The organism is Afipia massiliensis (assembly GCF_001006325.2).
In the GTDB taxonomy this organism is placed as follows: Bacteria; Pseudomonadota; Alphaproteobacteria; order Rhizobiales; family Xanthobacteraceae; genus Afipia; species Afipia massiliensis_A.
On the sequence record NZ_LBIA02000001.1, the window covers coordinates 2,592,193 to 2,605,635 of the forward strand.

Annotated in this window: 20 protein-coding genes; 7 read left to right on the top strand and 13 right to left on the bottom strand. The window is 60.7% G+C overall.

The features are described from left to right. Positions 1–262: 262 nt before the first annotated feature. From YH63_RS12395 to YH63_RS12410, 4 genes are all read right to left on the bottom strand, one after another. Complete coding sequence (locus YH63_RS12395) at positions 263–562, bottom strand: hypothetical protein (protein WP_046827338.1); 300 nt, start codon at positions 560–562, stop codon at positions 263–265. A gap of 225 nt (positions 563–787) precedes the next feature. Further along, the gene (locus YH63_RS12400) at positions 788–1,129 is read right to left on the bottom strand and encodes a hypothetical protein (RefSeq protein WP_246658050.1); all 342 of its coding nucleotides are present in this window, start codon (positions 1,127–1,129) and stop codon (positions 788–790) included. Between the two features lie 331 nt (positions 1,130–1,460). Beyond that, positions 1,461–1,955: a CinA family protein gene (locus YH63_RS12405; RefSeq protein ID WP_046827336.1), complete on the bottom strand. Its 495-nt coding sequence runs from the start codon at positions 1,953–1,955 to the stop codon at positions 1,461–1,463. A 148-nt stretch (positions 1,956–2,103) separates the two neighbouring features. After that, complete coding sequence (locus tag YH63_RS12410) at positions 2,104–2,709, bottom strand: pyridoxamine 5'-phosphate oxidase family protein (protein WP_046829555.1); 606 nt, start codon at positions 2,707–2,709, stop codon at positions 2,104–2,106. Between the two features lie 248 nt (positions 2,710–2,957). Here YH63_RS12410 and YH63_RS12415 point away from each other — a divergent pair, with 248 nt between their 5' ends. From YH63_RS12415 to YH63_RS12425, 3 genes are all read left to right on the top strand, one after another. Beyond that, positions 2,958–3,254, top strand: a complete 297-nt coding sequence (locus tag YH63_RS12415; protein ID WP_083992571.1) for a (2Fe-2S)-binding protein — start codon at positions 2,958–2,960, stop codon at positions 3,252–3,254. Between the two features lie 143 nt (positions 3,255–3,397). Continuing rightward, entirely contained in the window at positions 3,398–3,883 is a 486-nt protein-coding gene (gene bfr, locus YH63_RS12420; RefSeq protein WP_046829554.1) for a bacterioferritin, read from the top strand. A 134-nt stretch (positions 3,884–4,017) separates the two neighbouring features. Next, positions 4,018–4,800: a DUF169 domain-containing protein gene (locus tag YH63_RS12425; RefSeq protein ID WP_046827334.1), complete on the top strand. Its 783-nt coding sequence runs from the start codon at positions 4,018–4,020 to the stop codon at positions 4,798–4,800. A gap of 186 nt (positions 4,801–4,986) precedes the next feature. Here YH63_RS12425 and YH63_RS12430 read toward each other — a convergent pair whose 3' ends face one another. The 4 genes from YH63_RS12430 to YH63_RS12445 form a co-directional block, all read right to left on the bottom strand. Next, positions 4,987–5,340 carry a hypothetical protein gene (locus YH63_RS12430; protein ID WP_046827333.1) on the bottom strand — a complete coding sequence of 118 codons (354 nt, stop codon included), beginning with the start codon at positions 5,338–5,340 and terminating at the stop codon, positions 4,987–4,989. A gap of 126 nt (positions 5,341–5,466) precedes the next feature. After that, on the bottom strand, positions 5,467–6,048 hold the full coding sequence (locus tag YH63_RS12435; protein ID WP_246658051.1) for a hypothetical protein: 582 nt from the start codon (positions 6,046–6,048) through the stop codon (positions 5,467–5,469). Positions 6,049–6,136: 88 nt separating this feature from the next. Then, positions 6,137–7,075: a hypothetical protein gene (locus YH63_RS12440; protein ID WP_046827332.1), complete on the bottom strand. Its 939-nt coding sequence runs from the start codon at positions 7,073–7,075 to the stop codon at positions 6,137–6,139. Positions 7,076–7,371: 296 nt separating this feature from the next. After that, positions 7,372–7,626: a helix-turn-helix domain-containing protein gene (locus tag YH63_RS12445; protein ID WP_046827331.1), complete on the bottom strand. Its 255-nt coding sequence runs from the start codon at positions 7,624–7,626 to the stop codon at positions 7,372–7,374. Between the two features lie 269 nt (positions 7,627–7,895). Here YH63_RS12445 and YH63_RS12450 point away from each other — a divergent pair, with 269 nt between their 5' ends. Then, positions 7,896–8,162 (top strand): DUF2277 domain-containing protein, encoded by a 267-nt coding sequence (locus YH63_RS12450; protein WP_046827330.1) that lies wholly within the window; start codon positions 7,896–7,898, stop codon positions 8,160–8,162. 76 nt (positions 8,163–8,238) lie between these two features. On the opposite strand, the gene YH63_RS21905 is transcribed toward YH63_RS12450, so the two are convergent. Continuing rightward, entirely contained in the window at positions 8,239–8,361 is a 123-nt protein-coding gene (locus tag YH63_RS21905; RefSeq protein ID WP_283809701.1) for a hypothetical protein, read from the bottom strand. 152 nt (positions 8,362–8,513) lie between these two features. Here YH63_RS21905 and YH63_RS12455 point away from each other — a divergent pair, with 152 nt between their 5' ends. Next, complete coding sequence (locus YH63_RS12455) at positions 8,514–8,948, top strand: hypothetical protein (RefSeq protein WP_046827329.1); 435 nt, start codon at positions 8,514–8,516, stop codon at positions 8,946–8,948. A 4-nt stretch (positions 8,949–8,952) separates the two neighbouring features. Here the strand turns inward: YH63_RS12455 and YH63_RS12460 are convergent, their stop codons facing one another. Next, the gene (locus YH63_RS12460) at positions 8,953–9,651 is read right to left on the bottom strand and encodes a class I SAM-dependent methyltransferase (protein ID WP_046827328.1); all 699 of its coding nucleotides are present in this window, start codon (positions 9,649–9,651) and stop codon (positions 8,953–8,955) included. A gap of 89 nt (positions 9,652–9,740) precedes the next feature. Further along, positions 9,741–10,376 (bottom strand): nucleoside deaminase, encoded by a 636-nt coding sequence (locus tag YH63_RS12465; RefSeq protein WP_046827327.1) that lies wholly within the window; start codon positions 10,374–10,376, stop codon positions 9,741–9,743. 295 nt (positions 10,377–10,671) lie between these two features. On the opposite strand from YH63_RS12465, the gene YH63_RS12470 reads away from it, so the two are divergent. Then, positions 10,672–11,109: a hypothetical protein gene (locus tag YH63_RS12470; protein WP_046827326.1), complete on the top strand. Its 438-nt coding sequence runs from the start codon at positions 10,672–10,674 to the stop codon at positions 11,107–11,109. 43 nt (positions 11,110–11,152) lie between these two features. Here the strand turns inward: YH63_RS12470 and YH63_RS12475 are convergent, their stop codons facing one another. Continuing rightward, entirely contained in the window at positions 11,153–11,617 is a 465-nt protein-coding gene (locus tag YH63_RS12475; protein WP_046827325.1) for a DUF6691 family protein, read from the bottom strand. 4 nt (positions 11,618–11,621) lie between these two features. Beyond that, the gene (locus tag YH63_RS12480) at positions 11,622–12,050 is read right to left on the bottom strand and encodes a YeeE/YedE family protein (RefSeq protein WP_046827324.1); all 429 of its coding nucleotides are present in this window, start codon (positions 12,048–12,050) and stop codon (positions 11,622–11,624) included. A 131-nt stretch (positions 12,051–12,181) separates the two neighbouring features. On the opposite strand from YH63_RS12480, the gene YH63_RS12485 reads away from it, so the two are divergent. Beyond that, entirely contained in the window at positions 12,182–13,438 is a 1,257-nt protein-coding gene (locus YH63_RS12485) for a hypothetical protein (protein WP_046827323.1), read from the top strand. Positions 13,439–13,443 lie beyond the last annotated feature (5 nt).

Consider the following 13,443-nt stretch of genomic DNA (forward strand, 5'->3'; position numbering starts at 1 on the left):
CTCAGATCACGCCAGAGCCTGGCGCAAGGCGATTGGTCTGCAAGGATCCAATGACGGAACTCAAGATAGCCCGATTTGGCCCCTGTTTGAAAGGTCGGCGCCATCCCGCACCGGCGATTCAGATGATGTCCCGGCGCCAATATAGCGGATTCTGGCGCACGGCCTTCACAAAAAACGCCCCCAAGGGGCATTTTACCCTAGGGAGCGTTACTTTTTCCCAAGCCGGGGCGGCTAAAAGAAGGCCGCCCGGTGATCAGTTGTGTCAGTTACAAACCTGAACGCGACGGACGCGCCAGCCGTAGCCGTCCCAGAAGCGTTCGCGCTGCAGGTAGCAGCCGCCGCCGTAGTAGCCGTAACCGGGGCCGTAGTAGCCGCCGCTGTTGGCAATCGCCGCACCGGCGATGGCGCCGCCGAGGAGGCCGAGGCCGATGGCGGCACCGCCGCCATGACCGTGGTGATGGTGATGACGGTGGCGATGTTGCGCCTCTGCGGTGGGCATCGTGGCTGCGAGCGAGCCAGCGATCGTTGCAACCGCGAGGAACGCGGAAAGAACCTTCTTCATGGCTTCACCCTTTCGTCGTTGTGAGATGACGTGTTGACCTGCGAGATAACGGGTCTCGCCGGTGAAAGTTGCACGATTGCGTTGAACGGGAACTGAATGGAGCGGTCGGATTCCCGCCATGATTGGGCTCAATCCCCGTCAATCAGCGCAACGAAAAACGGCGCCCGCGAAGTGCGAAGCGCCGTTGGATTTTTTTGAGCCGCGCGGAAATCCGCGTGGACGATATCAGAACAGCGAAGCGTACTGCTGCAATCCGGCCTGCTGGACGAGGCCCATCGCGGTGCGCTTCTGGTCCTCATCGAGGCGGGCGAACAGCGCGGATGCGGCCGGCGCGAAGCGGCGCACGGCGGCTTCGTTGACCTGCGGCTCGCGTGCGAGCGCGCGCAGCGCGCTGGCGACGGCGGGCCAGTACTTCGCCTGCTCGGCCTTCAGCTTCAGCGCTGCGCGATAGCGCATGATGGCGACTTCGCTCATCGCCGACTGATACATCGAAATCTTCTTCTGGGGAGCGGCGACTTCGGAGCCGACGGACGCGGTAAAGTCCTGGGCGGAAACCGGTGCGCTCACGGAAATTGCCAACGTGGCAACAACAGACGCAATCGCGATTGGCAACTTTCGCATTTTTCTCACTTCTGTGCGTGGAATGATGGGGGCGGGGTACGTGCCATATGTGACCAAAATGCGATCCATTGGGTTAACAATTGCAGAAACTGCGGGGCAACGCCTTGTTAAGGTTTAGAGGCCGGATTTGTTCCGCAAAATCAGTGCCTTTTTTCCGCGTGTAATATTCGCTCACCAAAGGTGAAGCGGGTTCCGTGATTAATGTCCGGAGCCGAAACGCTGTATCCGCCGATAAATGCTGGATAATTCACATCGGCGCGGCGCGGTGCAGTTTAATTCATCGCGCGGATTCGAGCGTCTGCGATAGCAATTCGAGCGCGTGAAGCGCGAACGCCCGCATGTTAGCGACGCGGTCGCTGTCGCCGGTCTCGAGCGTGATCACGCGCATCAGCGGTCCCGCAACGGCCATGCACGAATGTCCGGCGGCGTCGCCGTAGCGGTTGCCGGACGGGCCGGTCGCGCCGGTCTCGCTCAGGCCCCATGTGGTGTTGAGCAGTTCGCGCGCGCGGTTCGCGAGCAGGGTGGCGTAGGGCTCGGTGGCGCCGCGGTTGCCGATGGCTTCCATTTCTTCCTTGGTGATGTTCACCAATGCCGCACGCGCACGCGGCGTGTAGATCACGCCGCCGCCGCGGTAGTAGGCCGATGCGCCGGGCACCGCGAGCAGCGCCGCGGAGATCAGTCCTCCGGTGGAGGATTCCGCAACCGCGATGGTTTCTTTGCGCGCGATCAGGGACGCGGCGATTTTCTCCGCGAGCGGCAGCAACTTTTCCATGGGGTATTCCGTGGTTGGAGCGTGAGGTTGACGTTTCGTTGCTTGCCGTCATTGCGAGGAGCCCTTGCGACGAAGCAATCCAGTTTTTCCTGTCGCTCTGGATTGCTTCGCTTCGCTCGCAATGACGACGAAGGGTTTTTCGTTCGGCCTAAAGCTGCGTCTTGTAACGCGCTTCGACCACTTCCTGGGATTCAGGCGTGCCCTGGCCGGTCTGTTCGTGAATGACTTCACTGATGCTCGGCTGCGCGGAGCGCGCGACGCGGGAGTCCGGCGACCAGAGCTTCGAGCGCATCAGCGCCTTGCCGCAGTGGAAGTAGACCTCGCGCACGGCGATATCGAGCACGGCGCGGGGCGGCTTGCCGAACTCGATCATGGTGGCCAGCAGGTCTGCGTCCGCCGAGAGTTTTGCTTCGCCGCCGACGCGCAGGGTTTCGTCGAGACCCGGCACGAAGAAGATCAGTTGCACGTAGCCCGAGCCGGTCACGAGATTGCGGAAGCTGTCGATGCGGTTGTTGCCGGGACGATCCGGCATCAAGAGGCGCATCTCGCCTTCGATATGAATGAAGCCCGGATTGCCGCCGCGCGGCGAGGCATCGACGGTGCCGTCCGGCCCCGAGGTTGCCAGCACGCAGAACGGCGACATCCCGATGAAGTGCGCGGCATGGCGGTCGATGCGCGCCAATTGCTTCGCGATCACGCGGTCAGTGGGTGGTGCGTAAATGGTGCCGAGGTCGTCAGGTCCGATATGCGTCACGCCGTGCTCCCGTTTTTCGCGATGCTGACGTTTAACCCAATCCGCAGCGTCCTGCATTTGCGGGTTTTGCCGTCAGTTCGAAATCGCTGTTCTGCCCGTTTGGAGCGCAAATTTAGATTGATTCCAGATTGCGCGCGAAGTGCTTCCGCCAGTTTGGAATAGCTTAAAACTAGCTGTTTTCCTTTTGCATCGGAGCCTTCGCTTCAATACCTGTGGGTCAACAGTCCTTACAGGTTCTCCAGACACCCATGATTGTTTGTTCCTGCAACGTCCTGACTGACCACGACGTGCGTAACGTTGTGACCCGGCCTACGGACTTCCCGCGCACGGCCGGGCAGGTCTATGGCTGTCTGGGCTGCAGCGCCGAATGCGGCCGCTGCGCGCGAACCATCAAGAAAATCATGGATGAAGCCCTCGGCGCCTGCGCCAAGGCCTGCTGCGCGGGATGCCCCCATAGCCAGCAGCACGCCGAACACGCCCACCCCGATCACGCCGACGGCGAACATCACCATCCGGTGATCCTGACCGCCCAAGCGGCTGCCTAAGCCGTTCTACCGGCTTGTTTTTCTCGCCTTTCTGCAATGTGGACGCCGCCGCGGCGAGGGCTTGTACTTGCCGGAAATCTGATTTAGAACGTTTCTAAATTAAATTTGGCCCGTCAAACGACGGTTCCGCGATGGAGTGTAAGATGAAGGGCGATCCGAAGGTCATCGAGTTCCTGAACAAGGCGCTGCGCAGCGAACTGACCGCCGTTAGCCAGTTCTGGCTTCATTACCGGATGCTGGAGAACTGGGGTCTGAAGGATCTCGCCAAGAAGTGGCGCAAGGAATCCATCGAGGAAATGGAGCACGCCGACAAGCTGATCGACCGCATCATCTTCCTTGACGGCTTCCCGAACCTGCAGGTGCTCGATCCGCTGCATATCGGCCAGAACGTGAAGGAAGTTCTGGATTGCGATCTCAAGGCCGAGTACTCGGCGCGCGAGCTTTACGAGAAGGCCGCGACCCACTGCCATAGCGCGAAGGACTACGTCTCGCGCGACCTGTTCGAGAGCCTGATGAAGGACGAGGAAGGGCACATCGACTTCCTCGAAACCCAGATCGACCTCGTCAAGAGGATCGGCGTCGAGCTGTACTCGCAGAAGCACATGGGTGGTCTCGACGAAGGACACTGAGCGTTTGCGACTGCGATACGCCACACAATCAAGCCCGGACCGCTTCATGCGGCTCCGGGCTTTTCTTTTGGTTCTGACTTCCGACAAAAATGCTCTAGCCTCACCGACAACAAAAAACATAAGGGAGAAACGCGATGACCCATGACTCGACCTATGACTGGCCTGCGATCGTCAACGATCTGGACTCGCTGCTGAAGCTGCGCTCGATCCCGTTCGGCATGAAGATGTTCACGCGCCGCGAGGACATGGAAGCGATTCCGAAGATCCGCAGGCCGCAGTCGGTGCACACGTTGGATCAGATCGTGGCGCAGGCGGCGCGCATCGGCTGGACGGTCGGTATCACCAGCGACGATCTGGTCGGCGCGCAGTGCCGCGCGGTGGTCGGCCTCGGCGGCGCCAAGACAGAGACATGGCAATCCGGCCAGCACATGACCGGTGTATGGTTTTCCACGCAGCAGGATGCGCAGGCGCATCAGGAAGCGATGCACTGCGTGCCGGACGGGCAGTACGATGCGCTGGCCGTCGGGCCGCTGTCGTCGGGCAAGCTCGATCCGCCCGACATCGCGCTGTTCTATGCGACGCCCGGCGCGATGATCTATTTCATCAACGGGCTGCAGTGGTCCGGCTACAAGCGGTTCGACTGGAGTGTGGTCGGCGAATCCGCCTGCGCGGATTCATGGGGCCGCGCGCTGACGACGCGATTGCCAAGCCTGTCGATCCCGTGTTTCGCCGAGCGCCGTTATGGCGGTGTGCTCGATGAGGAAATGCTGATGGCGACGCCGCCGGAATATCTCGTCAGCGCCATTGCCGGGATGAAGGCGCTGTCGAAGAACGGTTTCCGTTATCCGTTCGCGCAGTACGGCGTGCAGCAGGACGTGCGCGCCGGCATGGCGGTGAGTTATCCGGGGCGAGCGTAGCAAAGCCAAGGAGCGCGATTTTTAACCGGTCATCCCCGCGAAAGCGGGGATCCATACTCCCTGAACTCTCTACCTGAAGCAGGTGTCAGCAATCCGTTTCACACCGAGGCGTCGGTGGTTATGGGTCCCCGCTTTCGCGGGGACGACACAGCATTTTTGACGGTGGCGGCGTGCCAGATTTACGGTTCACGACCCGTCCGCCGGCACGAAGCACGTGATCTCGATGTTGCCGCGAAGCGTCACGTACCACACCACCGCGCCGCCGGTCGGATTACCGCCGGTGCGGATCACCGCTTTGTCCGGCACCAGCCACCACGTGCCCTCGATAGGCACCCAGTACGCGCCATGCCGCACATCGTAGTCGGTGCGGTGTCCGTCGGAGATGTCGCAACACGGCACGCCGGCCGGGCTGCGCGCATCCTTGAACCATTTTCGAATGTGCTCGGGGACATCGCCGAACTGTCCGCGATCGACCGCGAGCGCCGTCGCGGCGGACAGTATCAGCGGAATCATCAGGGCAAGGCGAGCAGGCCACCGCATGCGATCCTCCGCGCTCAAGAATCATATGAAGCTTCGGACGGTCGCCTGAGGGCGTCCAGACAAACCCGCGCGAGGCGGTGGGTTCCTCCCGCGCATTGTTGAGGCGCGACGCATCGCAGCATCGCGTTATGCTTTCGCGCCGCGCTTCTTCTTCTCGGACTGTGGCGGCGGCGTCAGCGGGCAACCGGCGAAAGCGGCTTCGATGGCGGCCGGTGCGCCCTCAAGCTTGAAGTCCGCGATGGTGCGTCCGGCATTGAGCGAGCGCAGCCGGACGACGAGTGTGTTGGATGTCGCGAGTTCGTTGACGAAGGTGATGATCGCGGCGCGGTCCTCGATCACCACGGTCCTGTATTCCTGAAGGAACCGCGCTGCGACGTTGTCATGGCCGGGCTTCTCGTCGAAGCGATAGCCGAGGATCGAGTTGGTGTCGGTACCGACCTTGAACGCGAAGGCGAAGCGCACCAGCGGATTTCCGTCGAAACACGTGAGTTGCAACGACGCCAGGCTGGGACGCTCAGCGAAAGTGTTCGAAGCGTTGTTGATGATGTTGGTCGCGCTCGGCACTGGCACGCCGGTGACGCGGTCGACCTGACGCTCGATCTTCCAGTTGCCGGAGGTGGCCGTCGCGGGCGCCGCCACATAAGGATCGCGCATCTGACACGCGCCAAGGACCACGCCAAGACTCGCGCACAGCAAGACGGTAATCATGGCGAACGCGACACGACGCACAGCACAATCCCCAGCCCGCCAATATCCTGCAACCTGTGCGGGTGGCGCGCAAGCGGCTTTATGCGGCTCAGCCGGTCAGCCCGACCGCTTCGCGCACGGCCGCGATCGGCTGGATCGCGGCCGACCAGAAATTCCACTCCGGGCTGAACAGGTCGGCCGAAGTGTCTTCGCCCCGCGCCCAGGCGTAGAAGAACTCCTCCGGCTCGAACGCGCCTGTCGCCGCACCGGCGACATCGTTGAGCGGAATGCCGAGATGCCAGCTCAGGATCACCGGCAGCACGTGGCCGGACATGGCGTGGCTGCGATGCATCGTCGCCGTGAGCACCGATGTCAGCAGTTCGCCGCGCGGCGACGTATCGTAGCCGGCGAGCACGTGGGTTGAATCGTGCGGAACGGCGAACTCGAAATTCAGCGCGGTCGGCTCGCCGGGATAGGCGTAGTTGTTGGCTTTATAGAACATCGCGAACGCATGGCCGAAGGTGTCCTCCGGCAGCCGCGCCAGCGCATGGAAGCGCGTCGCCAGCGCGGGATCGGGCTGCGCATCGTAAGGCTGCAGCCACGGCCCCATCTCGGCGGTGGCCCATGCGCGGCCGGTCACGCTCTCAAGGTTGGCGTGGATCATGTGGGCCTTGGCTTCTTCCATGTCGCCCAGCGCCAGCCGCGCCAGATCGTGAACGAAGTCGTCGCGGACGCCGAGTTGGTCCGCGAGCTTCACCACGGCACTCAGCTTGGCGGAATCCAGCGTGCCGCCGACAAACGCCATGACGGCGGCGAAGCTCACTGCCTGTGCTGCAAGCGCAGGATCGGCGGCGAGTTCGGCCTGCCGATAGGGACTGAGCGGCGTCAGCCCTGCGAGGCCGAACTGCGGCTCGAGATGAAAGACGTAGCGGGTCGCGGCGGCGATCGTCTCGTGGTCGATCGTGTCCGGCAGTCCTTCGGTCGCTGCAATGCCGAGCATCACGGCGAGCGTGCTGCGGGCCTGATCCAGCGTTGCGGGAATGTGCATGAGCCGTGCCGCGATCCTATCTGAGCTGCCTGCGGAAGAGTCTCATGGCGTCCTGGCGCACGCACGGCGCTGCTCCGGCGTTCCTGGCGGCGGACGGAGCCGCGGCGAGAAGCGCGGTCGCTGTGCAGACGATCCGTGCCCTGGTCATTGGTGGGGTCATGGTCCGGTTCCTTGATGGTGGAACCGTAACCTGATCGCCATTGCCCATCAAACGGTAAACCGCAACGCGCGGTTTCTAGCTTTCGTTTGGGCATGATCTTTTCCGAAAACCGGTCCCCACTTTTCGGGATCATGCCCTAGTGATGCGCCGGGACTTCGACGCCTTGTGCAGAATATTGCCGGATCTTGTTGCGCAGTGTGCGGACCGACACGCCAAGCACGCGCGCGGCGCGGGTGCGGTTGCCATCGCAGCGGGCGAGCGTTTGCAGCACAAGCTCGCGCTCGATTTCCCCGACCGTGGCGCCGATCAGCAGCGGAACCACCTGGTTCGGCGCCATGGCGGGCGCGTCCGGCAATGGCTCAAATGTGGATGGCGATGTGTTTTGGCTCATCGAGACCTCCCGACCAACGTCTGCCCCCTAGATGCAGACGATTGCGTTACTGATCTCAGCCCCTGAAAAGGGTGGGCCGATATGGTTAACAAAGTCCTAATTCCCAAATAACCCCTTCAAGGGACTGGAGAATTGGAACCCGATGGAACCGCAAGCGATTGCTGGAGAAATCGGGCGAACCGTGATCGCGTGCCTAAAATTTGCGCGTCTCATGGTCTGGAATGAGGTGAGATAGCCAGCCCGTCAGGGCATCAGGGAAGGAGCGCATCATGTGCCGCAACATCAAGACGCTGTTCAATTTCGAGCCGCCCGCGACCGAAGATGAAATTCAAGCGTCGGCGTTGCAGTTCGTGCGCAAGCTTTCCGGCTTCAACGCACCGTCGAAGGCGAATGAAGCGGCATTCGAACTCGCGGTCGCCGAAGTTTCCGCCAGCGCGCGAAAGCTGCTGACATCGCTGCACACTCATGCGCCGGCACGCGACCGGGAGATCGAAGCGGAAAAGGCGCGGGAGCGAAACAGGACGCGTTTCGGCTGAACGCGGCGACCGGTCCCCGCGAAGCGCCGTCACGTTGCCGCCGTTACGTTGCCTAGCGTTGCGAAGCCGCAGGCTCTCAGTGTTGCGGCAGCACGACCGGCACAAAGCGCGGATCGCTCGACGCAGCCCGCCGATCGATCGCAGCCACCCGCATCAGGGCTTCAAGCTTCAATAAAAAGATTTCCGCCAACATTGTCATAATCCACTTCTTGACTGTCTGGCAGTTGGACGCCGACTCGAATGGCGGCGTTCAATGTCTGATTCAAACGTATGCCTGAGAGTTCGCGTTCGCAATGACCTTGCCGCCGGCGGACAAGAAGTTAACGTCACGCCCACACTAGGAGGCATTCGATGAAAACTGTCGCCGCGCTGCTCGTCGTGTTGCCGGCTGTCACATTCTCGGCCGCCCGGGCCGACACATCGGACCGCTTCGCCATGGGCGGATGGATCGAGAAATTCCAGCCCGCCATCGATCAGGCCAATGCCAGCGGCGAGCTGTTTCGCATCCGCGGCCATTGCCAATCGAACTGCACACTGTTTCTCGGCGTGCGCAACGTCTGCGTCGAGCGCAGCGCGACGTTGCTGTTTCACGCCGGTCACGGCCGTGGGCCCAACAGGTACGTCATCAATGCGAATTCGACGCAGCGGATGCTGAACGCCTACAACGCCAGGCTGCGGCGGTATGTGACCGCGAACGGCTATCTCGCGAAGCTGGAGTTCAGCACCATCTCCGGCGCGCGGATCATCGACGAGTTCGGCTACAAGGAATGTCCGCGCGGCGGGTGAGGCGTCAGGCTGCGCGTTGCGCCAGGAAGCCCCAGTCCCACGGCAGTTGCTTTGAGCCGCGCGGCTTGCGCAGGCCGTCCACCGACCAGGGATAATACACCCGCGCGATGCGCGTGATTTCGAAACCCTTCTCAGAGACGGTGGAGATCAACTCCTCGCGCTCGTAGAATTTCTGCCAGACGCCGTCACGGCTGACGAGGCCGCCCGCCTTGATCTTGTCCGCTGATGCGCCGAGCTTGTTGACCATCAACTGCGATTCCATCGACGGCACCACCACCAGCGCATGCGCCGACGGCTTGGTCACTGCGGCGAGGGTTGCCCACAGCGCATCCCGCTTGGCTTCGCGCGGCGACGTGATGACATTCAGGCAGACGCTGAGGTCTGCGACGGTTCCGAGAACGTCCGCCGACTTGCAGACATCCATCGCCATCCATTTCGCGTTCGTCATCTCCGCGCAGCGCTTCTTCGCGCGCGCGACGATGCGCGGCGCGAAGTCGATGCCGGTGATCCGCTCGAAGCGATGTCCGAATCTCTTGACGAAGCTGCCCACTCCGCAGCCGAGATCGACCAGCTCGAGATTTTTCCGCGAGCGGCAGGCGGCGGCGACGAAGCGCGGCATCTGGCCGTTGGTTTCATCGGTGACGATATCGCAGACCAGCGACTCGAATTTGGCGGCGTGCAGATCCCATTCAACTCGATTCACAGAAACCTCCCGTTGGTTATTGTGAAGCCGAATCGATTAAACAACAGAAACGGCCGCGGCGATACGCACCGCGGCACCTAATCTGTTGATCAATAGCGTGTCTTGCTCGGCAGGTTCCGGTATTCGAGCCAGACCTTCTGCGCGTCGTCGCGCATCAGTTGCGCCACGCGAACGGTTCGCTTGGCGTATGATTGCTTCATATCCTGATTGATGTTCGAGTCGTCGAACAGGTCGGCGTAATCGCTCCACGATGCCGCGTAGTAGATCTTGTCGACGCGCGCCCAGTACGCTGTCGAGTAGCACATCGGGCAGGGCTCGCAGCTCGAGAACAGTGTCGCGCCCTTGAGGTGCGGCGAGCCGACCTTCTTGCAGGCCATGCGGATGGCGTTCACTTCTGCATGCGCGGAGGGATCGTTGTCGCGCAGCACGCTGTTGCCCGACGACGACAGGATCTCGTTGTTCATCACCACGACCGCGCCGAACGGGCCGCCGGTCTTCTCGACGACGCCGGCCTTGCGCATCAGCTCGACCGCGTGACTCATGAACTTGCGGTCCTGATCGCTCGCAGCCTGCTTCGGCGCGTCTTTCGCAAAGGTGGCATCCGATCCGGCGGCGGCCATCAGCGCTGCGGCGCCGGTGGTCAGAAAATTCCGGCGATGAACGATGCGCGCGGAGGCGAACAGGGTGTCGAGCGGTGTCTCGTTGTCGTCGGTAGGGGAGTCCATCGTGCATGACCTCGATCTCCGGCACAGCGCCGGACAAAAAATCCGGCCTGCGCTCATCGCTGGCCGGAAACGCGGGTTCGAGGATGTCTTAGCGGCAGGTTCCTTTCAGTTGTGTTGCTGAAGTCGGTCCAACTGCGCTGCGAAATGCGCTTTGCGACGGCTTCTGACATTCGCAAAACGCCTGCGGAAACGGGATGCGGGTGCTAGAATCAGCCACCAAACTTGATTCGGCTTTGCCGATCCCGTTTCGCGGCAACTGTCCGCGTCGCCTTCACACCCATCCGGAGATTTCATCATGCGTCTGTCATCTGCCATTCGCGCCGCGCTGATCGCGGTGACGGCCCTTGTCGGAGCCGGTCTGTCATCCGCCCATGCCGACAGCGGCACGGTATCGCTCGTCATCTACAAGGCCGGATGGTTCATCGGCGGTTCGGGCGGCAGCGGCACGCTCAACTTCCGGGGCAGGAGTTACGCGCTGTCCACCGGCGGTATCGACTACGGCCTGGTGTTCGGCGGATCGAAGACCGTGCTGCGCGGCCGCGTCAGCAACATCAATCGCCCGTCGGATGTCGCCGGCGTCTACGGCGCGGCGGGCGCGGGCATCGCAGTCGGACGTGGCGCGCGCGCGATCGTGCTGACCAACCAGAAGGGCGCGGTGCTCGAGCTCTCCGGCCGGCAGACCGGGCTGATGGCCAACGCCGACCTCAGCGGCCTCGCGATTACGTTGAAGTAAAGACAGGCGACGCTATCGGCGCGCGCATATGCGCCGCCGATAGCTAGCCGTCGGTGGATGCGGCGATGGCGGTCTCGCTCGTGGGCGTGGCCGCCTTTTGCTTGCTCCACATATCCTGAGCGATCATTCCCGCAACCATCGCTGCGACGAACACGATCACCGGCAGGCCGAGACCGGCGAGATTGACCAGCGCCGGGCCGGGACAAAGCCCGACCAGACCCCAGCCGATCCCGAACAGGACTGCGCCCGTGACCAGCGGCGCATCGATGTCCTTGCGCGTCGGCCAGAGATTCTGCGCGGCGAAGACCGGCGCACCACGCCGCTTCGCCAGCGCGAAACCAATCGTAGCGACTGCGACTGCGCCGGCCATCACGAACGCCAGCGTCGCGTCCCACGCGCCGAAGATGTCGAGGAAGCCGAGCACTTTCCCCGTCTGCGTCATGCCGGAGATCAGGAGGCCCGCGCCGAAGACGAGTCCGCAGGCGAAGGTGACAAAAACGAGCGGCATGGTCTCAGCCTCCGATCACGTGGCGCACGACGGCGACGGTGATGATCGCCGCCACCATGAAAATAGCAGTGGCCACCAGCGAGCGCGTTGACAGTCGCGCAGTGCCGCATACGCCGTGACCCGACGTGCAGCCGCCGCCCATGCGGCTGCCGAAGCCGACAAGCAGACCGGCAATGACGATCACGATCAGGCTCGCGGGCATGGCGGGTGAGGGCAGCGCCGCACCGATGGCGAGCGTCGCGATCAGCGGCGCTGCGATCAGGCCCGCGATGAAAGCGATCCGCCAGCCGCGATCGCTCGTCGCGGGTGATAGAAGCCCGCCGAAGATGCCGCTGATGCCGGCGATGCGTCCGGTCAGCAGCATCAACATCGCGGCAGCAAGCCCGATCAGCGCACCGCCGATGAGTCCGGAGAGGGGGGTGAGGTTATGCATGGGGGGCCTTCTATCGCGGGCAAAACGGGGGTTGGGTACTTGTAGCGGTAATGCGAAAAGTCGAGTAAGCTTACGGTATTGAAGCTAGAGAATTCGCCCTCGATTTTTTGTCCAATTTGGAAGTCCTTCATATGAGCGAGAGTCAGCTATCGCCAAGTTATCGGAGTGACACGCAGTCGGAGGGAAACAAAAATCAAATCTTGAAACTTTTGGTCCCGATTTCCGAGACTCTGTATCTTCTAATAAAACAAGACCAGCGATTAGGGGCGAAATTTCTTTATAAAAAGAAAGATTTTCAGGCTGTTGCGCAGAAGTACTTTCTTGCAAGTAATGACGCTGGGAGATCGTTGACGCCCGAAAATTTTGAACGTCTGTTCGTCAGTACTGCAGAGTTCATAGATTTTTTCCGTCAGTTATTCCCTCATGATAGATCGCGGATGGTAACGACCCTAAGGCGAAATGGCGGAAATTCGCTTGCGGTAATTTACAAGAATTCCTTTGCGCTGTTGAAGCTTTTGGAAATGGGATTTCCAGAGGACGCAAATCTCCTTCCGATGGATTTGCCAGAGCAACAAGCTTCTCCGATTTATACAAAGATTGTTTCTGATCGAGTTGTTTTAGACGAAGGGCATCCTCTTCATTCTTTTCTTCGAAAAGAGGGGGTCGATGAAACTCGACGTTACCTTCAGAAAGAATTGGAAAGATTAAACGACATTTTGAAGGCCTCAAACGTCGATCGAAAGTATCTAGATTCGTTTGTTAGGCTTACAGAGCTCATTGGTTTCAAAGATGATGCTGGTGCGATATCATTTGGCTTGCATGTTCAGATGGTTTCCCATCTTACAAAGGCTGCGGAGCAAGAATTATCGGAAGTCCTGGTTGTTCAGATTGGATCGACTTTAACGCATTCCGCCTATTTTGCTTCTCAGTACAAGGATTGGGTCGATTTTCTTCAAAGCGCGCATAGCTACCCGTCACGCCAATTGGTTGAGAATGATATTCAGGAGGCGCTCGACAATGTTGCGCGTACTTTAGCGGAAAAGCCGGAGTCAGTTGATCCGCGTATCCCAGAGTCAATTCGCTTCATATCAAGCATGATGCGAGGTACTTCTGAGGAGCGCGTTAATGCAATTTACGCGGGGGTCAGGGGCGTTGAGAATATATGCATTGCCACGATAAAATACGCGTACGATGAAGCAGTTCGGTTTGTTCAGGATGCGGGTAAAAAGGCAAGACCTGCGCTTGTTAAAATAGGATCGGTGGTAATTATAGGTGTAGCTCTTACCGTTATATATAATTTCATGCCGGTGATTAAAGGGGCACCAGAGTTAAGATGGATTCTTGAAAACTTGCAGACAATCGAGAAAATCAGCCGCCTTCTTAAGTGAAGTTG